A 24,992-nucleotide genomic window follows, 5' to 3' on the forward strand; every position below is an offset into this window, starting at 1 on the left:
AAAAAGAACCAGAAATGGGGTATCAGTCAGCACATACATTGACTGATACTCCATTTTCTGGTTCCTGGATTAATAACGGTCTTTAGCTTTAACCACCGATGCAATAGTTATTAAGCAAACACAAGCAACAAATAAGCGATCAGTTCAAACAACAAGTAGGCAGACGCTCGATACTGTGACTTTAAGTTAGTGAAATTGATCATAAAAAAGTAGGTCAAAATCACCATGCCAATTGCTAAAACACCTAAAAGACTGCGGCGCAAGGCAAGGATAATTAAAATTAAAAGACCACCGGTTAACAGTGCAGTTCGCGACTGTCGCGAACTAGCTGATTCAAAGATTGGCGCCGTGAAAAATAATTGACACCCCAGCAGCGGCAATAAATTCAGTAAAAAAGTCGGTGACAGATACCGATTTTGAAAGAAAAAAATTGCTGCACTGAGCGGAAAAGTGGTTAAAACGCCGTAAATAATTAGCCCCCACACATTTTGAAGATTCAACCAACGTTGTTCGACTACCAACCAGAAACCAGCTAACATCAGCAGCATGATAAGAATTTCGAAGTTTCCCCGAATAATTCCTGACCAAGCTAATAGCAAGCCAATCAAAATGGGGACGTGGGCCCACAATGAACGAAAATTAGCTTGAAACATTAAGAAACTCGTTAAACTCATGGTCAAGCTAAACGCCAATAAGAGGAGTTGATTAAGCTGAAAAGTTGCCCCTGTTATGCGCCCATAATGGATTGGATAGCTCCACCAGATTATATTTTGTGCCAGCATAAAAATTCCTACCAGGGCCCATGGAATTTTCGTCAATGGAGCCACAAGGTGTCGATCAGCGCGTGTGTGTTCAGACATAAGGTTTCCTCTCAGTCCATGCAAGTTGTATAAACTCATGCTAATCAACTTTGCTGGGATGGTCAATGCAGATTCGGTATGTTTCAATGTTCTCCGCAGGTGCAATGAACCGGCCAAAAGGTTTAAATGGCACTCACAATGTTTTGTAAAATACGGTGTGCGTGTTACCATATTAAAGTTATGAGTTTCGTTCCCGATAGGATAAGTACAGTAATAACGTACTTAGAGGCCTTGTAACCGGAAATTATCAGATGGGGGAAAATTTAATGCAAGAACGTCATTTATTTACATCCGAATCAGTTTCGGAGGGGCATCCTGACAAAATTGCGGACCAGATTAGTGATGCGATTTTGGACGCTATTTTAGCACAGGATCCACAAGCACGAGTTGCGTGTGAAACGTCTGTTACCACTGGTTTAGTGTTGGTCTTTGGTGAAATTTCAACAACCGCTTATGTCGATATTCAAAGAACGGTTCGCGACACGATTAAAGGGATTGGCTATACCGATGGTCGATTGGGGTTTGATGGAGATACCTGCGCAGTTTTGGTGGCCATTGATGAACAGTCGCCAGATATTGCGCAGGGTGTTGACGATGCTTTGGAACGGCGTGATGGTCAAGCTGACCCGTTGGATCAAATTGGGGCTGGTGACCAGGGGATGATGTTTGGCTTTGCCATTGACGAGACACCTGAACTAATGCCACTCCCAATCGCGTTGAGTCACGCATTGATGCGTAGAATTGCGCAACTACGTAAAAATGGTACTGTCAGTTATTTGCGTCCTGACGCCAAGGCCCAAGTGACTGTAGAATACGATGACGCTGGGCAGCCGACTCGTGTTGACACCGTCGTTTTATCTACTCAGCATGACCCGGATGTTTCATTAGATCAAATTCGTCAGGATGTGATCGAACAGGTGATTCGCCCCGTTATTCCTGCTCACTTGTTAGATGACCAGACGAAATATTTAATTAATCCAACCGGTCGTTTTGTTATTGGTGGGCCGCAAGGAGATGCAGGCTTGACCGGACGTAAGGTCATTGTCGATACCTATGGCGGTTTTGCTCGTCATGGAGGAGGTGCCTTTTCTGGTAAGGATGCGACAAAAGTTGATCGCTCGGCTTCATATGCAGCTCGATACATCGCAAAGAATATTGTAGCGGCCGGACTGGCCCACAAAGTTGAGGTTCAATTAGCCTATGCGATTGGGGTAGCTCAACCGGTCTCAATCTCAGTCAATACGTTTGATACCGGATCAGTTTCTGAAGAAGCTTTGACGACGGCAATTCGCCAGATCTTTGATTTACGGCCAGCCGGAATCATCAAAATGCTTGATTTACAACGACCAATTTACAAGCAAACAGCAGCTTACGGGCACTTTGGTCGTCCAGATTTGGATTTACCCTGGGAAAAGACCGATAAGGTAGCCGCATTAAAAGACGCGGTGGCTGTCGCAACTGAATAAACAAAAGTTTTTATTTAAGTGATTGTTTCATCCCCGTAGCGTTATGCAGCCGGGGATGTTTTTTATGGCATAATATTTGTGGTTTACTGATTTATGATTTGAACTGCTGATGCGATGTTTTGACATTGTAATCATGATTTTAAGGAAAGTTAGGATAAGTGAATGTCGAAGAAACGGACGACTAATGTCACGTTGGTAACGGTAGCCTTGTTTGTAGCCACCTTTATGTCAGCTGTGGAAGGAACGATTGTGTCGACAGCGATGCCGACGATTGTTGGAGATCTGCACGGCGTCACCTTGATGAATTGGGTTTTCTCCATCTACTTGTTAACCAATTCATTAGCAACCCCGATTTATGGCAAACTTTCGGATCGAATTGGTCGAAAGCCAGTCTTTTTATTTGGTTTGGTAGTATTTGTGTTTGGTTCAATGATGAGCGGCTTGTCGAATTCAATGGGCACCTTAATTCTTTGGCGAGCAGTACAAGGGATTGGAGCAGGCACGATTATGCCAGTCTCCTTTACCATCATTGCGGATATTTATCCCTTCGAAAAAAGAGCACAAGTGATGGGACTAAATGGATCGGCTTGGGGTGTGGCGTCGGTAGTGGCCCCGTTACTTGGTGGTTTTATCGTTGATCAATTAAGCTGGCATTGGGTATTCTTCATTAATATTCCCATCGGTTTAGTCACCATCTTGATGATCATGATTTTTTTACACGAACCCAAGCAACAGCCGGCAGACGCACCCCTTGATGTGCTTGGCAGTCTCTGGTTATCCGTGGCGTTGTTGGGTTTGATGATCGGCTTTCAAATGAGCGGTGATGGGACTGACAATGTTTGGCTAATTGTTGGTGTCTTCATGATGGCGATCGTGGCCCTGGGACTATTTATTTGGCAAGAGCAGCGGGCAGCGGATCCGATTATTGATTTACAACTGTTTAATGAACGGACTTTTGTCGTTCAAAATGCAGTGGCGGCGTTGATTTCCGGTTTCTTAATTTGTTTTAACGTCTATATTCCGACGTGGACGCAAGGCCTACTGGGTTTACGTGCCGCAGAAGCAGGTTTTGCCGTGACACCTAGTTCCGTGATGTGGATCGTGGGATCTTTTATTACGGGGCGCGTCATTACAAGGTTAACACCACAGCGCATTGTAGGCATTAGCATTGGCATTGTTTTAATCGGTGCCATTGCGTTGGTTCTTTTACCTTCCCAAACCGCTTTTTGGGTCTTTTTGGTGGTCTCTGCTGAATTAGGGGTTGGTTTTGGAATTAGTATTACGACGACAACGGTAACGAGCCAACATTTAGTCGATCCAGTTAATATCGGGATGGCGACCTCGTTTAATACGCTGGCACGAAGTCTGTCTCAGACAGTAATGCTCGCTATTTATGGAATTGTGATGAATGCCAGCTTGGCTCACGGCGTGGCCACCCACCCGGGAGTCAAGCTCAGTCAATTGAACGCGCTGATTAATCCGGAAACGGCTCAGCAATTACCAGCAAAAATTTTACCAACACTACGATCAATTATGGGTAGTGGTGTGCGTCACGTCTTCATCGTTGCGTTGATATTAGTGATCCTAGCTGGGGTTTTGAATCTGCTGGATCGTCCGCAACACGTGGAATCCTGATTTGGCCGTTTAAACGTTAAGATATTAAGTGATTGTTTGAAGATTGGGCCATTCTGGGCCTAAAAATAAAGCCTCCCAAATTTGGGAGGCTTTATCAGTTTATCCAGTTCATTTAGTTAAGTCGAATCGCCGATACACTGCGCGGGCCAAAGAATAGATAGCGAGAGATAAGGAGTTCAGCTAGCGCGAGACTGGCGCCAGCAACCACATCACTTGGAAAATGAACACCCAGATAAACGCGGCTTAAACAAATCGTGATGATCAGTAAGGTTAACAACGCATTAAAGACGGCCCGTAGCGCAAAACGATCAACGTATAAGTTACATAAGATGATGAGGGACCCATACATCAAAGTGACATTCATGGCGTGACCACTGGGGAAACTAAAGCCGCCGGCCGCAACTAAATGCAAAATAAGTGGCCGTGGTCGGGCAACAAGGTGTTTGATGAGCGTGTTCACCACTAATGCCAAGACGCCCACGTTAATTGCGAAGAAGAGGGCCCCTTGCAGTTTTTGTCGCCACCACAGACCTAGTGAGAAGATGATCATCACCACCAATGTAAACTTAACATTACCTAACCGAGTGATGTTACGGAAAAACCAGGTTCGCTCAGGCGTGACAGGTTGGCGAATTAAGTGAGTCAATGTTTGGTCGAATGTGAGTAGCAGTGGTGCTCGTAGCAGAACTCCGGTTAGCAAAATGAAAAAGAGTAGCAAACCGAGACTAACGATCAACCAGCGGAATCTTTGCCAGCGCACTGAGGTTATTTGATTAATAGAGAATCACCACCGATTAATTGAAGTGAGTGTTGTTCATTATAACATGGTTCACGCCTTGAGATTGATTGAAAAGTTCAGGTTGGCTGACTGTGAACGACATTGTGACCATTTGATCTAAAGCTAAATTAACACTAGTACAAGATGGTAAACTCACTAAAGTCGCCGCCTTACTTCGAGCAAAACGCGCTTGTTTTTCCTAGTTTGAACTGCTATGCTAAGACCATTCTTTTAAACAGTTAACGGGTGCGGATTAGTAAATGATGGCTTTAATAAAGCGAGCTGACGGATGGTGCAAGTCAGTTTAGGGCCAATGTTGAACTCACCGCTAAAGCCAAAAATGCTGAAGCTAGGTTATAGGCGTTTTCGCAGGTCGGCGTTATCGACTTTGAGGGTTGTCAGGGAGCGTAAGCCTGATAAAAGATAGGTGGTACCGCGGAAAATTCCGTCCTATCAACTGCTTGAAGGCAGTTGATAGGACTTTTTTTTGTGTCGAGCAATCTTGTCTTTAGTCGGCGGACATCGAATTCCACTGCCAGTTCACGGTTTTTGGGCAACGTTAACGAACTGTATAAGGAGGCTACTATGCCATACGATCATCGTAGTATTGAAAAAAAGTGGCAGAAATATTGGGAAACAAACCATACGTTTAAGGCTAAAGATGGTGTAGATCAGCCTAAATATTATGCATTGGATATGTTTCCTTATCCTTCGGGGCAAGGATTACACGTTGGTCATCCAGAAGGGTATACCGCAACTGACGCAATGAGCCGACTTAAGCGGATGCAAGGCTTCAATGTGTTACACCCGATGGGATGGGATGCGTTTGGGTTACCAGCTGAGCAATACGCGTTAAAAACCGGCCACAATCCGAAAAGTTTTACTGATCAGAATATTGATGTTTTTCGCAAGCAGGTCAAGTCGCTTGGTTTTTCGTATGACTGGGATCGCGAGATCAATACGACTGATCCGGAGTATTATCGTTGGACACAATGGATTTTTGAGCAGCTTTACAAACGCGGCTTAGCTTATGAAGATGAGATTATGGTGAACTGGGCGCCTGATTTTATGGGTGGAACTGTCGTCGCCAATGAAGAAGTCATCGATGGTAAAACGGAGCGTGGTGGTTATCCCGTCTATCGGGTCCCTATGCGGCAATGGGTTTTGAAAATTACAGCGTATGCGGATCGTTTGCTAGACGATTTAGATGATTTGGATTGGCCCGAAAGTATCAAAGAACAACAACGTCATTGGATTGGTCGCTCAGAAGGTGCTAGTGTGTTTTTCGAGATCGCTGATCAAACCGATGCAACGAAAATCGAAGTCTTTACGACTCGGCCGGACACCCTATTTGGTGCGTCATATCTTGTTTTAGCGCCTGAGCATGACTTGGTTGACCAAATCACTACAGCTGGTCAGCAGGCCGCGGTCAGTGAGTATCGCCAACAGATCGCCTCCAAATCGGATTTGGAACGGACGGATTTGAATAAAGATAAAACGGGCGTCTTCACCGGTGCTTATGGCATTAACCCGATTAATGGCGAACGATTGCCGATCTGGATTGCTGATTACGTGCTATCTTCTTACGGGACTGGTGCGATTATGGCCGTGCCAGCTCATGACACACGTGATTTTGATTTCGCTAAAAAATTTGCCTTGCCAATTAAACCAGTTATCGAAGGTGGCGATGTGACGAAGGCAGCTTACACTGGCAATGGGATTCACATAAATTCAGGCTTTTTAGATGGCTTAGATAAACAAACTGCCATTGGTGCGGCGGTTGATTGGTTGACGGAACATCAGGCAGGCGGTAAGAAGATTAATTACCGTTTGCGGGACTGGATTTTCAGCCGCCAACGATACTGGGGCGAACCGATTCCAGTGATTCATTGGGATGACGGGGAAACTACCCTAGTGCCGGAAGATGAATTACCATTAACGTTGCCAGATACAGACCAACTTGAACCATCGGGGACTGGTGAAAGTCCGCTAGCAAACATTGAAGATTGGGTCAATGTGACGGATAAAAATGGTCGCCATGGTAAACGGGATACGAATACGATGCCACAATGGGCTGGCTCGTCATGGTATTTCTTACGCTATATCGATCCGCACAATCAACATGCGCTTGCCGATCCGGAGAAACTAAAGTATTGGCTTCCAGTTGACCTTTACATTGGTGGTGCTGAACACGCAGTTTTACATTTGCTGTATGCACGTTTTTGGCACAAGGTGTTATATGATTTGGGCGTGGTACCGACCAAAGAGCCATTCCAGAAGTTAGTCAATCAAGGGATGATTCTCGGAAATAACCATGAGAAGATGTCTAAATCAAAAGGTAATGTGATCAACCCAGATGATATTGTAGACAAATATGGGGCTGATACGTTGCGGCTGTATGAAATGTTTATGGGGCCGTTGGAAGAATCTAAACCATGGAGTGAAGATGGCATCAATGGTGCCTACAAGTGGTTACAACGGGTATGGCGACTGATGATTGATGATAACAATCATCTGCGTGATCGGGTCACGACAATTAACGATGGCCAACTCGATAAGGTTTATCATGAAACGGTCAAAAAAGTGACCGAGGATTATGAACGCATGCACTTCAACACCGCCATCTCACAAATGATGGTCTTTGTGAACGAAGCGCATAAAGTGGATGATTTACCTGTACCTTACATGGAAGGCTTAATTAAATTGTTAGCACCATTAGTACCGCACCTTGCTGAAGAGCTGTGGCATTACTTCAATGAATCAGAAACCATCGCTTATCAGCCGTGGCCAACGTATGATCCAGCAAAATTAGTGGAACGAACGGTGGAAATCGTGCTTCAAGTGAATGGTAAAGTGAAGAGCCACGTGACGGTGGTCAAAGACATCAGTCGCGAAGAATTAAGTGAGTTGGCTTTAGCCGATGAACATATGCAGAAGGCACTGGCTGGTAAAACTGTTCGCAAAACGATTGTTGTGCCAGGCAAAATTGTCAATGTGGTCGCTAATTAATTAATTTTTAGTGACGATTGAATTTAATGAACGGGCGTGACCATCGGTTTTTCAGGTGATCGCGCCCGTTTTTGAAATTGAATAGCGCTGGCATTGTTGTGAATTTTAACTGATTCTGTCATGTGATTATCGTTGAAATTGGTCAATGAAACTTCGTATAATGAATAGGCTGTGTAACTAATTGTGATTTTACTAAAGGTGATTTTTTTCGTGTCATCATTGGCTTAGTCGCGGTACACTATAACTTCAATGGAACCTGACTCTAATTAGAATTGAGATTGTTATGTCAAAGAAAGATCCAACACCAACTGAAGATCAACCGTTGCCAACGCGTAAACAATTTCGGCGGCGAAGAACCCTTAATAGTTTGATGGGCCTTTTCCATTTAAGGACTTCGGCTGGTCAATCAACGGCCGATGAGGGTGGGAGGCAATCAGCGGTCACCAATAATGAAGAAAAAACCAGTGCGACCCAAGCACAGACCACTACAAGTTCACTGTCACCAGAATCTGCTAGTAAGCCAATGGCTTCTAACACAATGTCAGCTGACCAAGCGAGTGTGGCCAACGAAATGCTTAGCGAAGATGTATCGGCGTCAATCGCACCGGCAACGTCAATGGCTGAGACTGAACGACCGGTTCCACTTGAAGCATTAGTGAGTGCTTCAATGAATGGGCTGGATGATGCTAAAAATAGCAACGCCAGGAACGTTGGATCAGCATCAGAATCAGTTGAGCCAAAGCGCCAAGTGGTCGATAAATCAGTTGACCAGCCATTTGAAGAATCCACTGTTAAACCGGCGAGGATGTCTTCGTTACCTGATGAACAGTTATCAGCGACACCGATTGTTCAAAATGCTGCAGAAGCTGAGGAAGATCTAGCCGCAATTGTTGAAAAGCCAGGCTTTGAAGCTGGCGCGGTCTCTGACCAAGAACAGATTTTGCGTGGCACGGGCTGGATGACGGCTGCTAGTATCACTTCGCGGATCTTAGGTGCGTTATACATTATCCCTTGGGTGATTTGGTTTGGCAGCTTTTATAACCAAGCCAATGCCTTATTTTCTAAGGGTTACAATGTTTACTCGATCGTACTGATGATTTCCACAGCAGGTATCCCAGCGGCTATTTCAAAATTGATTGCTCATTATAATGCACTCAACGAATATGGAATTGGTTTTCGTTTGTTCAAACGTGGAATGTTGCTTTCCTTGATTACGGGCATTATTGCCGCTGTGATTTTGTGGGTAGCTGCACCACTTAACTTGTTAACGACAGGGGACCCTAATGTGATTCCAGTGCTGCGATCATTGACGTTAGCTGTATTTGTCTTTCCAATTTTGTCGATGATGCGCGGGATGTTTCAGGGCTACCACATGATGGCACCCAGTGCAGTGTCTCAATTTATTGAGCAGTTAATTCGAATTATTTATATGTTGCTAACTGCTTATTTAATCATGGAAATGGGGCATGCGCCGGCGCAAAATTGGCCGCGTGCTGTGGTTCAATCCACGTTTGCAGCGGGACTAGGAGCCATCGGCGGAATCGGTGTTTTAGTGTATCAAATGTGGCGCTATCGAGGCTATTTTAGAACCAAAATTGCTAGCTCACACGATGGGCTGATTATTTCGACTCCCCAGTTGTTGAAACAAATCGTGTGGCAGGCCATTCCATTTACAATCGTTCCCAGTGCCATCGCAATTTACCAATTGTTTGACCAGATGACTTTTTTCAAGATCATGCATTTAACTTCAAACCTCAGCTACAGTATGCAAAACACGTTGTACGCATTCTTTGACTTCAACGCCAATAAAATCATTATGATTACGGTCTCCTTAGCTTCAGCGTTAGCTGCCACTGCGATTCCAATACTGACGGAAGCTCACACGCTAAAAGATCAAAGTGGTACCAGTAATCAAATTAATTTCACGTTGCAATTGTTTAGTTTCATCATGATCCCATCTGCTTTGGGAATGGCGGCAATTTCTGTGCCACTATACACGTTCTTCTACCGCTATTCATTGCCGGGGTCAATTGTGCTAGAATTTTCAGCCTATTTGTCCATTCTATTTGGGCTCTTTACGGTGTTGTCCACCATTATGCAAGGCGTTGATCAAAACCGAGCGGTGATTTGGTACTTGGTGATCGGCTTAGCTGTGAAAATGCTTCTGCAATTCCCACTAGTTGCGTTGGCGGAAGCGCTTGGACCATTGCTGGCCACCGCAATCGGTTTTGGAGTGTCTTGTTGGTTGATTTTGCGTAATTTAGATCGCCACTTTAACTTAGACTGGGAAGGATTATGGCATCGCTTGAACCAGATTATTGTCTACGCGCTGGCGACTTTTATCGTGGCGCGGTTGACAGTATGGGGTCTAGATCACGTGCTAAATACCCAATTTAAATCTCTGGCCTTTATTGAAGTACTGTTGGCGACGATGCTTGGCGGGGGTGTTTACGTCTACTTAGCTCTGCGTTCACACTTAGCTGATGCGATGTTGGGCGAACGGGCGGCTAATTTACGTCAACGATTGCACATTAAGTAACGGATCAATCAGAAGGAGGTTTCATGGGCACATCAATGCGAATTGATCGATATTTAACCGAAATGCGCGTTGCTACCCGTCGGCAAACGCGCCAGCTGATTAAAGCCGGACATGTACGGCTTAACCAGCAATTAGTCACCCAGGCGCGTCAAAGTGTTGATCCAAATGTTGACATCGTAACTGTGGGCGGCGAGCGGGTCATTTATCAACCGTTCGTGTATTACTTGATGAATAAACCAGTTGGGGTTGTCACAGCGACCACCGACGTTAATACAACGACGGTCATGAATTTGATCAATGCGGCTGATTTTCGCGATGATTTATTTCCAGTGGGGCGCTTAGACAAGGATACGACGGGGGCGCTCTTAATTACGAATGATGGAGAGTTAGGACATCGTTTGACTAGCCCTAAGCACCATGTTTTAAAACAGTATCGAGCAACGATTACGGGCACGCTGTCGACCGATGATGTCGCAAAGGTTGCTGAGGGAATCACCCTAAAAGATGGGACGCGGTTGAAGCCTGCTACATTAACAGTTGGTGAGCAGGACTTGGTACTAAATCAGACTACTATTCGGCTCACCTTAGCAGAGGGAAAGTATCACCAAGTTAAACGGATGGTGGGGTCTTTGGGACAACGAGTGATTGCCTTAGATCGAGAAGCATTTGGACCCTTAACGATTGGGAGTGGTGGTCTATTGCCAGGTCACTATCGGACGTTGACAGAAATAGAACTAGCTGCGACCCAACGCGCCGCGGGCTTGGGATAAAATAAATTCATTTAAAAAGGGGGCCCATCAGTCGCTCGACGACGAGCCTTAAAAAAACGAACTTCAAATGATGATCATCATCATTTGAAGTTCGTTTTTTACGTGGGATTATTTGGCTTATGTTCCGCGGTTTATAAAAACATTGTGAGTGAGGTTGAGGAGTACACTAATTAGATTAGCCGGGTTTAAGATTGTGGTAGAGAATATTGTTTCATATACCAAGGAATTTCTTCACTGATCTGTGTAGGTAAGACCACATAGGCATTGTGAGCCAAATCGTCAGCGATTTGGCTGTGGATGAAAACAGCCGACAAGACAGCATTTAATTGATTAGCAAATTGGGCGGTGAAGCCACCCACCATACCAGCTAAGGTATCCCCCATACCGCCTGTTGCCATCGCCGGTGTACCTCCTGGGTTTTCAAACGTTTGCTCCTCAAATAAAACTTGGGTGTGATGCTTTTTTAAGACGATTATGCCACCAAGTTGTTGAGCTAAGCGAGTGTTGTTGGCTGGTGTTTGTTGTGAAATAGACAGACCTGATAAGCGCTGCCATTCCATTTCGTGAGGGGTAAAAATCAATTTTGCTTGTGGCAATGACAGATCGTGGCTCGCGATCAGGTCAATCGCAGATCCATCAATGGTTACTGATTGGTCAACGCTGACGCCTGCAAGTACGGTTTGTAAAACACTCAAACTATCGTCATCTGTGCCTAATCCCGGGCCAATGACGATACTGTTAGCAGCCTCGGTTAGTTCACGCAGCAACTTTAGGTCGTGAAAATCAACGACCATTGCCTCTGGCATGCGAGCATGTAGCGCAGTAATATTCAGCGGATCGGTGAGGGTGGTGGTTAAACCGGCACCTGCATAAATCGCGGCAGTCGTGGCCATAATGATTGCGCCACCATAACGCGCATTGCCACCAATTAACACGACACGTCCATAAGTTCCCTTGTGACTGTCAGCCGGTCGTTTCCGGATCGTTTGGCGTAGAATTGCTTCGGTAATCGGTTGAATTGCCATCATCAAGCACCTCTTTCATTACTACTTTATGTTGAGTATAGCATTCTCAGTCATCAGGTCCGTGTTTGGCACTTAATTTATGCTAAACTATGGCATAATGATGAAAAGAAAAGGAGTATGGCAAATGACAGATTGGCAAGCAGAAGTAGCACAACGTAAAACAGATTTGATGACCGACTTACAAACAATGCTCGAGATTCCTAGTGTGCGTGATGACAGTAAGGCCACCGATGACGCACCGCTTGGCCCCGGACCAAAAGCTGCTTTAGAAACGTTTTTAAGTTTAGCTAAACGTGATGGCTTTCGGACCAAAAACATTGATAACGTGGTTGGATATGTAGAACTTGGTGACCCAGATGCCGAAGAAACATTGGCTGTTTTGGCACATGTGGATGAAATGCCAGCTGATACTGGGTGGGATACAGATCCATTTACACCAACCTTAAAAGATGGGCGTTTATACGCCCGGGGTGCTTCTGACGATAAGGGACCAGGAATGGCCGCTTATTATGGGTTAAAGATCGTGTCTGAACTCGGGTTGCCCCTTAAGCGTAAGATTCGTTTTATTGTTGGGACAGATGAAGAATCCGATTGGACAGGGATGAATCGTTATTTTGAAGTCGAACCAGCGCCGACCTTAGGCTTTTCACCGGACGCAGAATTCCCAATTATCAATGGTGAAAAGGGAAACATCACGGTGAAAGCGACGTTTGAAGGTGGTCAAGATGCTGAGGCTGATAACACGTTAATTTCATTTGTGTCTGGTGAACGAGATAATATGGTGCCTGCCCAGGCGGATGCGGTGATTACTAGTGGCGATAATGAGGCTTTGGTCAGTGATTTTACTGCCTTCTTAGATCAGGCGCCCGTGACCGGTGAAGTGACCATCGAGGAAGACGGGATTCACCTGCATGTCGATGGGAAAGCTTCTCACGGGGCAATGCCGGAAAATGGGATCAATGCTGGTACTTACTTAGCCGCCTTTCTGGCTGATCAATCCTTTAGTGGCGCAGCAATCGACTTTTTAACATTTGTACGCGATGATGTTCATGATGATACAGTTGGTGCACATCTAGGTGTTGCTATTACCGATGAGGTCATGGGGGCATTGTCATTGAACATCGGCATCTTACGTTTTGCTGAACAAGCAGGTCAGGTGACCTTGAACTTCCGCTATCCAAAGAATACGACTGCTGAAGCCCTCACTGATGCTGTTATAAAAGCTGCTCAAGCTCACAATGGTACGGCTAAAGCTGGTCGGGCCATGGTGCCGCATTATGTGGATGCCGAGGATCCGATCGTTAAGACCCTGTTAGACATTTACCACGAGCAAACGGGATTACCAGCCAAAGAAGAAGTTGTTGGTGGTGGCACATATGGTCGGTTGATGAAACGGGGGGTCGCATTTGGCGCCATGTTCCCAGATACGCCAGACACGATGCATCAACCCAATGAATTTATTCCGGTGGATGATTTATATCGGGCCGCAGCCATTTACGCGCAGGCCATTGCCGAATTAGGTAATCAAACGGATGCCGATTAGTTTGAACTTTTAGTGCCCAGTTACCTAAATAAATCCCCCGCAACAGACTCAGTTTTCGAGCTGTTGCGGGGGATTTATTTGTGTCACTAATGAAAAGCTTATTTACGAATTGCTGCCAGGTGGTCATCAATTTCAGCTAAGACTTCTTGGATATTTTTAGGATCCTCTAAATCGTATTTTTGTAGATCAACCTTCATTTTTGGCGATGCATCATATTCGCTATACCAATCCTTGTACGCTGACCACATTTTGTAATAATAGTCGCGTAGACCAGGGTCATCATCAAACTGTTCATAATCGCGACCGCGCTTTTTAATCCGATAGAGGATCGTTTCAAAGTCAGTTTCTGAATAAACCATTAAGTCGGGTGCCTTCTTAGGCAACTCTTGCAGTTCATTCATCATATTGTCCAGCAATTTCAGATAGACATCAAGTTCAGTATCCGAAATGTTGCCTTCCTTATTGTTTTCTTTTGTAAATAAAGCATCTTCATAGATCGACCGGTCGAGGACGTTGTTGTCGTCAGCTAGGGCTTGTTTGATCATTGAAAAACGTTTGTTTAAAAAGAAAATCTGGAGCAGAAAACCGTATTGCTTTGGATCCTTGTAGTATAGGGGAAGGACCGGATTATCACCAACCGGTTCAAAAAAAGCTTTTGTGTGTAAGTGATCTGCGATTAATCCAGTCAGAGTGGTTTTACCAACCCCGATCATGCCTGCGGTAATTATCACCATGATATCTCCTCATTCAAGTTTTTTAACACTACCACATATAGTACAACATTTTGGGATTGACTACCGGATGTGTTGCTGACAATTCATCGAATAAAAGAGCGCCAGACAAGGCGTCTGACGTTCAAAAAAATTATTCCTTTGGCGTGTGGTCGTTAGCCGTTTTTAATTCATCACGAATTTCCATCAATAGTTGATCCGTTTTTGTGTCTTCAGCCTGATCTGCTTCTTTTTTTGGCATAAAACGATTGATCGCCTTCACCATTAGGAAGACAACAAACGCGATGATCAGAAAATTAATGACCGCGTTGATGAAGCTGCCAAACCGAAAGCTAGCCCCGCCTAGTTTGACGACCCAACTTGAGAAGTCAATGCCACCTGTAAATAAACCGAGGAGTGGATTGATTAAGGTGCTTACCAATGACTTAACGATCGCGGTGAACGCAGATCCAATGATCACCCCAACGGCTAGATCGATCACGTTGCCCCGCGCAATAAATGTTTTAAACTCTGACCACATACTTAATAAACCCTCCCATTTGTCAATTTGGTTTAGATTTATTGTAGCGAATGCGAGCAGTTGTGACCAGTCTGCTGATTAAAATAGTGTGGGCTAGCTTGCTTACAGGTTAACGATAAATTTGGCATCGTGCCCAGCGTTAATGGCAATGACGTTATTGGCTACAATTTCGGCCATTGCATCACGTGCCTCGACTGTTGCATTACCAATATGGGGAGTTAATACGACATTATCTAACGCTTTAAAACCATCAGCGACATGAGGTTCGTCGGTATAAACATCAAGCGCTGCACCAGCAAGTTGATGATTTTGAAGGGCCGTTAATAAAGCTGCTTCATCAATAATTGGGCCTCGGGCTGCATTAATTAACACGGCACTAGATTTCATTTGGGCCATGGCATCCGTGTCAATGAGGTGGCGCGTCCCATCAGTTAACGGTACATGGACGGTGACGATGTCGGCGGCACTGAGAATTTCTGGCACCGTTGCATAGGTCGCATCCAGAGCAAGTTCGGTTTCACTCGGTAATGGCTTACGTTGGCTGTACAAAATATGCATATCAAAAGCGTGTAAACGTTTAGCCACTGCTTGGCCAATGCTGCCCATGCCAATGATGCCGACTGTCTTACCAGCAAGCTCGTGCCCCAAGAAAAATAAGGGAGCCCAACCGGCAAAACCAGTGTTACGCATGAGTCGGTCACCTTCTGCAATTCGATGTAGTAGTGCCAAAATCAAGCCGACTGTCACTTCAGCCGTTGAAGTTGTTGAGACTGCCGGGGTGTTGGTGACCGGAATGTGATGTGCCTTAGCACTAGCAACATCGATGTTGTTAAATCCAGCGCCATAATTAGAGATCAATTTCAAATGTGGTGCGGACCCAATGATGTCGTTGTCAACTTGGGTTGATAAAGCGGTAATGAGAAAATCTGCGTCAGTAACGCTTGCTTTTAACTGATCATGGTCAATTAAACCATCACCAGCGTATGCCTTGACGGTCAAACCAGCGTCATGCAACAATGCTGTTGCCTTGTCGGGAAGTGGTGCAGATACGAAAACTTTACTCATAAGGATTCACTTCTTTCATTGGTTTTAACGTGATACATTGATTCACTTCCACTATACACCACGAAATCGTTTCCATCATTGTCACACTGTTGCTTTTTCGGTATCCTAGATAGGAAGTAGAGAAGATGTCATAACGACAATGATCTAAATAGGAGTGACAATTTTGATTAAACTAATTGCAAGTGATTTGGATGAGACGTTGCTTGATACAGATGGCACTTTGAGTGCTAAAAATATTCAAGCAATTAAAGAAGCAACTGCAGCTGGCGTGTACTTCGTGCCTAATTCAGGACGCGGATATGAATCTTTTGAAGATAATTTGCAGGCACTAGGATTGGCACAGCAGCCTGGTCAGTATAAAATTTCGTTTAACGGCGCCGCTATTTTGGAAAATGCAGGTGACCGTGTGCTGGCGACAAACGCCATTCCCTTTGCGATCGCCAAGGGGGTTTTTGACGCGGGGCGAACATTTGATCAGGTGAGTTGCCATGCATACACTTTGAATCAATTGTACATTTATCATCAAACGCCCACCGATGCCGCGTACATGGCTTCACGGTCTGTACCATTTACGCGATTGAATGAACCAGACTTAAACTTTTTGGCAAGTGAGCCAATCATGAAAGTGATTTTTGAAACACCGGATGTGGCTCGCCAGCACGAATTAGCTGATTTTGTGATGGCTCGGTATGGGGATGACGTGGATGTAACCTTTTCTTCTGGACGTTACATCGAATTTAATCGTAAGGGGATCAATAAAGGACGTGCTTTACTGCAATTGGCTGAGTTATTGCAACTTGACCAAAGTGAAACAATGGCGGTAGGGGATAACTTTAATGATTTATCAATGATTCAAGCGGCTGGTGTCGGTGTAGCGGTGGCTAATGCCGTACCTGCAGTTGCTGCCGCCGCGAACCTTGTAACCAGGGCGACCAATGATCAAGCAGCGATGGCCGAAATTATTCAAGAACATGTTTTGCCAGGTTATCGCCATGGCTGATTTAGCTGAACAGTTGGTCACTGCCAAAAAACGGCAGTCGCTAGTCGCTATTTATAATTTTGTCGATCCAGAAGCTTTTAGTGTTGGAACTATTCTAGAAACAGATGCAACACATGTGTTGTTAAAGGTTATTGACCCAAATGGTTCTATCAACGGGATTCAGTTGATTAATCGGGATTTTATCGGCGAAGTCAAATTGACTTCCGATTATCTACGGAGCACGGCGGTGTGGCAGCAAGCCGCTCAAACAGGTGGCTATGGTGATCCCTGGCATTTAGGTGATCAGCTATCTGGGTTGTCTTTGCCGACTGAAGATCTATTGTGCTTAATTTTGCGACAAGCACTTCAAACCCAACAGGTGATTAATATCGGGACCATTCAGCAATTGGATGACGAACAGTTAGTTGATACTGATTTTACTGGGGTCATCAGTGACTTTGTGGGGGATACAGTCGTGTTGGATTATTTAGATCCGTGGGATTTAAGCGACAAATGGCAATTACAGATTCAGCTGAGTGAAATTAATTCATTGCGTCTTGGGGCAGCGGTTTGTGTGCGCATGGCCGCCTTGCGAGCTCAATATTTATGACAATGATTACGGATTTTAAGCGATAATGTTTGCTTATCTTCAAGAAGTCCTGTATAGTGACATTATTGTGTTGATAGTACGGTTATAAATTACTTGTTCTTCAAATGAATGAATGATGACTTTCTAGCTCACTTGTAAATGCAAAATTAATGATGCGCAATGCGCAGGAGGTTTCATTCTTATGGAACAAGGTACAGTTAAATGGTTTAACGGCGACAAGGGTTTTGGCTTCATCACTCGTGAAAGTGGCGATGATGTGTTCGTTCACTTCTCAGCAATCCAAGGCGACGGCTTCAAGACGTTGGATGAAGGCCAACACGTTACCTTTGATGTTGAAGACAGCGACCGTGGCCCACAAGCTACTAACGTTGTTAAAGCGTAATTTTTAAATCGATTAGGTTTTAACACGTTTGTGTGTTATGCTTAGTCAAGCGATGTGAAATAAAGCATCGCACTCTCAGTGACTTGGAACAGCATTGAGTCACTATTTAACGTTTTACGAGATAAGACAAATAGGTACACCTACTGATACTTCTTGTATTGGTGGGTGTTTTTTTGATTTTAATTTACGTCGATCCGTTATCAAGCGATTGAGACAAAAGGCAAAGCCAAGGTTTACTTTTAAAATCTAATTTGCCAAGGCATGAGTCACCAGTCAGTTTTTTTAAACGTTCCCAGTCTATCAACGATTGTGCTTAAGCAATGTTTCGATGCAATCGTGGTAGTGTAACATTAGCCTAATCACCAAGTCTGAAATTGCCATTGACAGAGTTGGCAACGGTGGTTTACCATAATGTCATTCCAGTCAGATATGATTAATGGGTTGCCGATTCGCAGAGAGGAACTGATTGCTGCAACAGTTCTAATCGGGCTCGTTCGTTACTCCTGACTCAAGCGACCGGTGACCCAAAGCCGGACCGATTGACCGCGTTATTGGTCATGAGAGGCAGCCTTTGTGATTGTTTGATACAATCGGGGTTGTGAATTTTGGGTGGCACAACGTTAATGACGTCCCTAACTGCAATTGCGGTTAGGGATTTTTTTTTGGATTTTTACGACTAAAGGGGAGTGCACGAAATGGCAGAAATTAAGATTACGTTTCCAGATGGCGCAATAAAATCTTTTGAGGCGGGAATTACGACCGAAGAGATTGCCAAATCGATCAGTGTAAGTTTGGCGAAAAAAGCTGTTGCCGGCAAACTGAATGGTGAACTGGTCGACTATAAAGCGCCATTGATGACGGATGGCAAGTTAGAAATTGTCACCAAAGATGCACCTGAGGCGCTGGTTGTTTTACGGCACACAGCCTCCCAAATTTTAGCTAACGCGCTGCATCAATTGTATCCTGACATGCACTTTGGGGTCGGTGAAGCCAATGAAGATGGTTTCTTCTTTGATACGGATAATCCAGCACAACAAGTTAGCTCCGATGATTTGGCTACGGTGGAAGCGAAGATGCGTGAGTTGGTGAAGGCCAACTTACCCATTAAACGGGAAGTCTTGAGCAAAGCTGACGCCTTAGCGTTGGTTGAGGGTGATCCTTATCAAACGCAACTGGTTGAAGCGGCAGCTGCTAAAAATGAGAACCAAGTCGTGGTTTACCACCAAGGTGATTTTGTTGATTTGAGTGACGGGGTCCAGATGTCAGCCACTGGTGCCGTTAAAATCTTTAAGCTGTTATCAGTTGCCGGCGCTTATTGGGAGGGCAAATCATCTAACCCAATGCTACAACGAGTTTATGGAACGGCATTCTTTGACCAAGCTTCACTAGACGCTGATGACGTTCGTCGTCAAGAAGCGCATGACCGTGATCATCGGGTTATCGGCAATGATTTGGACTTGTTTTTCGTTGATCCTAAGGTGGGTGCCGGTTTACCTTACTGGATGCCAAATGGTGCCACGATTCGACGGACAATTGAACGCTACATCATCGATAAAGAATTGGAACACGGCTACGAGCACGTTTATACGCCAGTTCTGATGAACTTAGATGCTTATAAGACATCTGGTCACTGGGACCACTACCGCGAGGACATGTTCCCACCAATGGATATGGGTGACGGTGAACTGTTAGAATTGCGACCAATGAATTGTCCGAGTCATATTCAAGTGTACAAACACCACATTCGTTCTTACCGTGAGTTACCACTACGGATTGCAGAATTGGGTATGATGCATCGTTACGAAAAATCTGGGGCCTTGTCTGGTTTACAACGGGTTCGTGAAATGACGTTAAATGATGGACACACGTTTGTGGCGCCAGATCAAATTCAAGATGAATTTAAGAAAATTCTGAACTTGATGGTTGAAGTTTACGCAGACTTTGATATTAAGGATTACTCATTCCGTTTAAGCTATCGTGACCCAGAAAACACGGAAAAGTACTATGCTGATGATCAAATGTGGGAAAAAGCCCAGACAATGTTGAAGGGGGCCATGGATGACCTCGGACTAGACTATGTTGAGGCTGAAGGGGAAGCAGCTTTCTATGGGCCAAAATTAGATGTACAAACGAAGACCGCCCTCGGTAATGAAGAAACGTTATCAACGATTCAACTAGACTTCATGTTGCCTGAACGATTCGACTTGCACTACGTTGGCGCCGATGGTGAAGAACATCGCCCAGTGATGATCCATCGTGGATTAGTTTCTACCATGGAACGCTTCACGGCATACTTGACGGAAATTTATAAAGGGGCCTTCCCAACCTGGTTAGCACCGCACCAAGTTTCCATTATTCCTGTCAGTGATGATCACCAAGGTGATTATGCGCAGAGTTTGCGGAAACAATTTGCAGCAGCAGGTATTCGAGCAACGGTCGACGATCGCAACGAAAAGATGAACTTTAAGATTCGTGATGCGCAAACGCACAAGATTCCTTACACGTTGGTGGTAGGCGAGAAGGAAAAAGCTGATGAATCAGTCTCTGTTCGTCGCTATGGTCAAGATAACTCGGTTAGTCAAAGTCGGCAGGACTTCCTGTCCACGATTTTGGACGATTTAGCCAGTTACTCTCGCGAGTAGCGTATTGATTTTCCAGCGATCAAATTTTTAACAAACGCGGCGGCGGGCTACACCGACGGCTCACGTTCTGAAAAAACACTTGACGCTAGCTAATCAATTCATTATGCTATTAACAATCAAATATGAACCTTTAACGTAGTCCTGTGAGGCTAGTAAGGGATCGGCTAACGTTTAACTATTATAAATAGGTAAACGTCTCGAAACCACTTGCCTACTCGGTAAGTGGTTTTCTTTTTGGCCGGCAACCTTTCAGACGGCGGGTTCAATCCTTGTGTTTTTAGAAAGGGGTTTCCTATGCAACAGCAGATGTACCATGATGATGAGGCAGTCCTTGATATCCACGATCGGCCCAAATTTTGGCCCTGGATCGGATTGTCACTTCAGCACATGTTCTCCATGTTTGGTTCGACAGTAATTGTGCCCTTATTGGTTGGATTGAGCCCCAGCATTGCGCTCTTTTCCTCAGGGGTTGGGACGCTTTTACACATCATGATCACCCAACGTAAGATTCCAGCCTATATGGGTTCTAGCTTCGCTTTTATCACACCAATGTTAGCTTTGATGAAAACGACTGGCTATCCTGGCATTGGTCAAGGCGTAGTTGCAGTCGGGTTAGTGTATTTAATTGTTGCTGGTTTAATTGGCATGATCGGATCTGGCTGGGTTGATCGGGTGTTACCACCGATCGTGGTGGGACCGATTGTGATGGTCATCGGTTTATCGCTAGCTGGCAGCGCGGCGACCGATGCGATGATGAAAAATGGACATTACAATCTGATGTATTTTGGCATTGCTATGGCGACGCTGTTATTGGCCATTTTCTTCAACATGTTATTCAAAGGATTTTGGGGCTTGATCCCCGTATTGTTAGCGATTGTCTCGGGTTACATTATCAGTATTTTTGCGGGGATTGTTGATTTGCATGCGATTGCCGTGGCGCCATGGTTTAAATTACCAGATTTTCAAGTGCCGGGGTTGACCTATCACTTTCATCTAGAATGGGGGGCGATTGTGACAATTGCGCCAATTGCCTTTGTGACGATGACGGAACACATGGGGCACATTATGGTGTTAGACAATTTGACACACCGCAATTTCTTTAAGGACCCTGGTTTAAATCGCACATTAGCGGGAGACGGTGCAGCATCAGTAGTCGCCGGGTTAGTCGGCGGCCCAGCTGTTACCAGTTATGGGGAAAATATTGGTGTTATGGCCATCACTAAAGTGCACAGTGTGTATGTCCTGATGGGCGCAGCTGTCTTCGCAATTATCTTTGCCTTTGTGAACAAACTGAATGTTCTTATTATGGCAATGCCACTACCAGTTATTGGTGGAATCAGCTTCTTATTGTTTGGGACAATCGCCACCAGCGGAATTTCTGTGCTGATCAACAACCACATTGATTTGGGTAAGAAACGTAATTTAATGATTGCGTCATCGGTGATGGTCATCGGTATTGGTAATGCCTATCTACAACTTGGTAATTTTCAATTTACCGGCTTGGCCTTTGCGACTATTTTAGGAATTGTGCTTAATCTAGTGTTACCTCAAGACGCGGCCAGTGAAAAAGTGAGTGGCGAATTGAAACCGAATGAGGAAGCGGAGTGACCCAAGTCAATCACTTAACCGGGGTGCTTGACATCCGATAGATGGTCCTGTATTATATTTAACTGTTGAGAAAAGCAGAAGCACCCGCTTCTCGCCTCGGTGACATGGTTGCCAGGCTAAAGATGAGTTGAACCGGATTAGGGCGACCTAGTGCGGACGGCGGGTGATTTTAATCACCCGCCATTTTTCTGTTAAATCTCTTCATTGTTGATTCGCTAAGAATTTATGGAGGTGAATACCATAGCTCAAGATACTTTGGTAAATAACGCAATCCGTGCCCGCGAGGTTCGGTTGATTGCCGCTAACGGTGACCAGCTTGGTGTTAAGCCAACCAGCGAGGCCCAACAGCTTGCCGATGATGCAAACTTGGATTTGGTGCTGGTAGCCGCAAAAGCGAAGCCACCAGTTGCCAGAATCATGGATTATGGGAAGTACCGCTTCGAGCAACAAAAGAAGCAGCGTGAAGCTCGTAAGAATCAGAAGACGGTCGAAATGAAAGAAATTCGGCTCAGTCCAACGATTGACGAAAACGACTTCAATACGAAACTGAAAAATGCGGAAAAGTTCCTACAAAAGGGTAACAAAGTTCGTGTTTCGATTCGGTTCCGAGGTCGGGCAATTACGCATAAGGAAATTGGACGTGATGTTTTGAATAAAATGGCGGCTGCCACTAAGGAAATCGCTGATGTTCAACAACACGCCAAAATGGATGGTCGGAGCATGTTCTTGGTTCTGTCACCAAAACCAGAAAAGTAAGTTAATTTATATTTAGGAAAGTGAGTGTTGAGCTGCTCATGAACTTAACACTCCTGTTTAGAGGAGGACATTCTTATGCCAAAGCAAAAGACTAACCGTGCCGTTGCCAAGCGGTTCAAACAATCCGCAAAGGGCGGTTTCATTAGCGGCAACGCTTACACGAGTCACCGTTTCCACGGTAAGACCAAAAAACAACGTCGTCAATTACGTGGTACCAAGATGATGGATGCAACAACGGTTAAGACTTACAAGAAGTTGTTATTGACCAAGTAATTATCAACACTAGAATCTGACCAGGCTTGGTCAATTATTGGAGGAAACAATTATGCGTGTTAAAGGTGGAACTGTTACTCGGCAACGTCGCCGTAAGATGATCAAATTAGCTAAGGGCTATCGTGGTCCTAAGCATATTCAATTTAAGGTTGCCAAACAACAGGTTTGGAAGTCATGGCAGTATGCTTACCGCGACCGGAAAGCGACTAAGCGTAACTTCCGTAAGTTATGGATTGCTCGGATTAACGCAGCAGCTCGTCAAAACGACATGAGCTACAGCACGTTCATGCACGGTTTGAAAGTTGCCAACATTGAAATGAACCGTAAGATGTTAGCTGACTTGGCAGTCAACGACACTCGTGCGTTCAATTCATTGGTTAAAGAAGCTGCCAAGGCTTTGAAGTAACCTCATCTAAATGAATTTAGAGATCACTACCGAATTTGGTGGTGATCTTTTTTTGTTTTGCGAGCGTTTATTGACCGGCAAATGATTCACAGTGAAATATAATTTATCGTTCGGGTCTGGCTATTGACGTCAGTTAGGCAAACCTGCTAAATTAGTAACAATTTATTTTGAGTTGTTGATTGCTAAGTAACCACAATTGTAACGTGACTGGCATGACGTTATATATAGGAGGAACTGATCACCATGACCAACTGGAATAACAAGTTCGCTAAACAAGGTTTAACTTTTGATGATGTGCTGCTGATCCCTGCAGCTAGTGACGTGCTACCTAATCAAGTTAAGCTGCAAACGCAATTGGGACGTAATTTAAAGCTGAACATTCCCATCTTAAGTGCCAGTATGGACACGGTGACTGAAGCACGATTGGCAACAGTTATGGCCCAACAAGGTGGCCTGGGGGTCATCCATAAAAATATGAGTATTGAGGATCAAGCTAAAGAAGTTGGTCAAGTTAAAGCAGCAATGGTTGATCTGACGGCGACGCCTGATGCGGCCGTTGATGAAAAAGGCCAATTATTAGTTGCGGCGGCGGTCGGAGTTACCGCTGACACGTTTGAACGAGCTGAAAGTTTGTTTCAAGCTGGTGCCGACGCGATTATTATCGATACCGCGCATGGTCATTCTAAAGGCGTGCTCGATAAGATTGCTGAGATCCGTGAACAATATCCGGACCGGACGTTAATTGCGGGGAATGTGGCAACGGCCGATGGGACCCGGGCATTGTTTGAAGCTGGCGTGGATGTAGTCAAAGTCGGAATCGGCCCCGGTTCAATCTGTACAACGCGAGTGGTTGCTGGCGTTGGGGTACCGCAAATCACGGCGATTTTTGATGCCGCGCAAGTTGCCGCTGAATATGGCAAACAAATCATTGCCGATGGTGGTATTAAGTATTCTGGTGATATTGTTAAAGCTTTAGCGGCTGGAGGAAACGCTGTGATGCTGGGCAGTATGCTAGCGGGAACTGATGAAGCACCTGGTGAAATTTTCACTGGTGATGACGGCAAAAAGTATAAAACGTATCGTGGTATGGGTTCCTTGGCCGCGATGGAACATGGTTCTTCTGACCGGTACTTCCAAAGTGGCGTTAAAGAAGAAAAGAAGTTGGTTCCAGAAGGTATTGAAGGCCGGACGAGTTACAAAGGCCCAGTTGCCGATGTTTTGTTCCAAATGATTGGTGGCCTGCGCTCAGGAATGGGTTATACCGGTGCGCATACTGTGGATGATTTAATTGATCATGCGCAGTTTGTACAAATCACGAATGCTGGGTTGATCGAGTCTCATCCTCACGATGTACAGATCACGAAAGTTGCACCAAATTACAAGCGGGCTTAATAA

At 44.9% G+C, this 24,992-nt stretch carries 21 protein-coding genes, 1 riboswitch and 2 other annotated features; of the genes, 15 read left to right on the top strand and 6 right to left on the bottom strand.

Annotation, left to right across the window (positions count from 1 at the left end; genetic code table 11):
* Positions 1 to 110: 110 nt before the first annotated feature.
* Complete coding sequence (locus ACKTR2_RS00405; RefSeq protein WP_407881987.1) at positions 111 to 860, bottom strand: hypothetical protein; 750 nt, start codon at positions 858 to 860, stop codon at positions 111 to 113.
* Between the two features lie 173 nt (positions 861 to 1,033).
* A riboswitch (SMK box riboswitch) is annotated at positions 1,034 to 1,129 on the top strand.
* On the opposite strand from ACKTR2_RS00405, the gene metK reads away from it, so the two are divergent.
* Together metK and ACKTR2_RS00415 are read left to right on the top strand one after the other, a co-directional pair.
* Complete coding sequence (metK, locus tag ACKTR2_RS00410; RefSeq protein WP_407881989.1) at positions 1,127 to 2,326, top strand: methionine adenosyltransferase; 1,200 nt, start codon at positions 1,127 to 1,129, stop codon at positions 2,324 to 2,326. Its footprint overlaps the riboswitch before it by 3 nt.
* Positions 2,327 to 2,488: 162 nt before the next feature.
* Positions 2,489 to 3,961: an MDR family MFS transporter gene (locus ACKTR2_RS00415; RefSeq protein ID WP_407881991.1), complete on the top strand. Its 1,473-nt coding sequence runs from the start codon at positions 2,489 to 2,491 to the stop codon at positions 3,959 to 3,961.
* A gap of 112 nt (positions 3,962 to 4,073) precedes the next feature.
* Here ACKTR2_RS00415 and ACKTR2_RS00420 read toward each other — a convergent pair whose 3' ends face one another.
* Complete coding sequence (locus ACKTR2_RS00420) at positions 4,074 to 4,721, bottom strand: phosphatase PAP2 family protein (protein ID WP_407881993.1); 648 nt, start codon at positions 4,719 to 4,721, stop codon at positions 4,074 to 4,076.
* Positions 4,722 to 4,978: 257 nt separating this feature from the next.
* Positions 4,979 to 5,195 (top strand) — a binding site (T-box leader).
* A 129-nt stretch (positions 5,196 to 5,324) separates the two neighbouring features.
* On the opposite strand from ACKTR2_RS00420, the gene leuS reads away from it, so the two are divergent.
* From leuS to ACKTR2_RS00435, 3 genes are all read left to right on the top strand, one after another.
* Entirely contained in the window at positions 5,325 to 7,748 is a 2,424-nt protein-coding gene (gene leuS / locus ACKTR2_RS00425; protein WP_407881995.1) for a leucine--tRNA ligase, read from the top strand.
* 283 nt (positions 7,749 to 8,031) lie between these two features.
* Positions 8,032 to 10,287, top strand: coding sequence for a putative polysaccharide biosynthesis protein (locus ACKTR2_RS00430; RefSeq protein WP_407881996.1), 2,256 nt, complete (start codon positions 8,032 to 8,034; stop codon positions 10,285 to 10,287).
* 23 nt (positions 10,288 to 10,310) lie between these two features.
* Positions 10,311 to 11,057, top strand: coding sequence for a pseudouridine synthase (locus ACKTR2_RS00435; protein ID WP_407881998.1), 747 nt, complete (start codon positions 10,311 to 10,313; stop codon positions 11,055 to 11,057).
* Positions 11,058 to 11,242: 185 nt separating this feature from the next.
* Here the strand turns inward: ACKTR2_RS00435 and ACKTR2_RS00440 are convergent, their stop codons facing one another.
* Positions 11,243 to 12,076, bottom strand: a complete 834-nt coding sequence (locus ACKTR2_RS00440; protein WP_407882565.1) for an NAD(P)H-hydrate dehydratase — start codon at positions 12,074 to 12,076, stop codon at positions 11,243 to 11,245.
* Between the two features lie 130 nt (positions 12,077 to 12,206).
* Between ACKTR2_RS00440 and pepV the strand changes: the two genes are divergently transcribed.
* Positions 12,207 to 13,625, top strand: a complete 1,419-nt coding sequence (gene pepV, locus ACKTR2_RS00445; protein WP_407882000.1) for a dipeptidase PepV — start codon at positions 12,207 to 12,209, stop codon at positions 13,623 to 13,625.
* Positions 13,626 to 13,723: 98 nt separating this feature from the next.
* Here pepV and ACKTR2_RS00450 read toward each other — a convergent pair whose 3' ends face one another.
* From ACKTR2_RS00450 to ACKTR2_RS00460, 3 genes are all read right to left on the bottom strand, one after another.
* Positions 13,724 to 14,359, bottom strand: coding sequence for a deoxynucleoside kinase (locus tag ACKTR2_RS00450; protein ID WP_407882002.1), 636 nt, complete (start codon positions 14,357 to 14,359; stop codon positions 13,724 to 13,726).
* A 130-nt stretch (positions 14,360 to 14,489) separates the two neighbouring features.
* The gene (gene mscL, locus ACKTR2_RS00455) at positions 14,490 to 14,876 is read right to left on the bottom strand and encodes a large-conductance mechanosensitive channel protein MscL (protein WP_407882004.1); all 387 of its coding nucleotides are present in this window, start codon (positions 14,874 to 14,876) and stop codon (positions 14,490 to 14,492) included.
* A gap of 102 nt (positions 14,877 to 14,978) precedes the next feature.
* Positions 14,979 to 15,941, bottom strand: coding sequence for a 2-hydroxyacid dehydrogenase family protein (locus ACKTR2_RS00460; RefSeq protein ID WP_407882006.1), 963 nt, complete (start codon positions 15,939 to 15,941; stop codon positions 14,979 to 14,981).
* Positions 15,942 to 16,095: 154 nt separating this feature from the next.
* Here ACKTR2_RS00460 and ACKTR2_RS00465 point away from each other — a divergent pair, with 154 nt between their 5' ends.
* The 9 genes from ACKTR2_RS00465 (at position 16,096) to guaB (ending at position 24,989) form a co-directional block, all read left to right on the top strand.
* Positions 16,096 to 16,941 carry a Cof-type HAD-IIB family hydrolase gene (locus ACKTR2_RS00465; protein WP_407882008.1) on the top strand — a complete coding sequence of 282 codons (846 nt, stop codon included), beginning with the start codon at positions 16,096 to 16,098 and terminating at the stop codon, positions 16,939 to 16,941.
* Positions 16,934 to 17,530 (top strand): hypothetical protein, encoded by a 597-nt coding sequence (locus ACKTR2_RS00470; RefSeq protein WP_407882009.1) that lies wholly within the window; start codon positions 16,934 to 16,936, stop codon positions 17,528 to 17,530. The genes ACKTR2_RS00465 and ACKTR2_RS00470 overlap by 8 nt, the downstream gene beginning before the upstream one ends.
* A gap of 181 nt (positions 17,531 to 17,711) precedes the next feature.
* Positions 17,712 to 17,912 (top strand): cold-shock protein, encoded by a 201-nt coding sequence (locus ACKTR2_RS00475; RefSeq protein WP_407882010.1) that lies wholly within the window; start codon positions 17,712 to 17,714, stop codon positions 17,910 to 17,912.
* Positions 17,913 to 18,607: 695 nt separating this feature from the next.
* Positions 18,608 to 20,554 (top strand): threonine--tRNA ligase, encoded by a 1,947-nt coding sequence (gene thrS / locus ACKTR2_RS00480; protein WP_407882011.1) that lies wholly within the window; start codon positions 18,608 to 18,610, stop codon positions 20,552 to 20,554.
* 294 nt (positions 20,555 to 20,848) lie between these two features.
* Entirely contained in the window at positions 20,849 to 22,162 is a 1,314-nt protein-coding gene (locus tag ACKTR2_RS00485; RefSeq protein ID WP_407882012.1) for a uracil-xanthine permease family protein, read from the top strand.
* Positions 22,163 to 22,228: 66 nt separating this feature from the next.
* Positions 22,229 to 22,357, top strand: a sequence feature (ribosomal protein L20 leader region).
* Positions 22,358 to 22,387: 30 nt separating this feature from the next.
* Positions 22,388 to 22,918: a translation initiation factor IF-3 gene (infC, locus tag ACKTR2_RS00490; protein ID WP_407882013.1), complete on the top strand. Its 531-nt coding sequence runs from the start codon at positions 22,388 to 22,390 to the stop codon at positions 22,916 to 22,918.
* A gap of 75 nt (positions 22,919 to 22,993) precedes the next feature.
* A complete protein-coding gene (gene rpmI, locus ACKTR2_RS00495) occupies positions 22,994 to 23,191 on the top strand; it encodes a 50S ribosomal protein L35 (RefSeq protein WP_407882015.1) in 198 nt (65 codons plus the stop codon).
* 49 nt (positions 23,192 to 23,240) lie between these two features.
* Positions 23,241 to 23,597, top strand: a complete 357-nt coding sequence (gene rplT, locus ACKTR2_RS00500) for a 50S ribosomal protein L20 (RefSeq protein ID WP_407882566.1) — start codon at positions 23,241 to 23,243, stop codon at positions 23,595 to 23,597.
* Positions 23,598 to 23,840: 243 nt separating this feature from the next.
* Positions 23,841 to 24,989, top strand: a complete 1,149-nt coding sequence (guaB, locus tag ACKTR2_RS00505; protein WP_407882016.1) for an IMP dehydrogenase — start codon at positions 23,841 to 23,843, stop codon at positions 24,987 to 24,989.
* Positions 24,990 to 24,992 lie beyond the last annotated feature (3 nt).

This window comes from Furfurilactobacillus curtus (assembly GCF_045862785.1).
Lineage (GTDB): Bacteria > Bacillota > Bacilli > Lactobacillales > Lactobacillaceae > Furfurilactobacillus > Furfurilactobacillus curtus.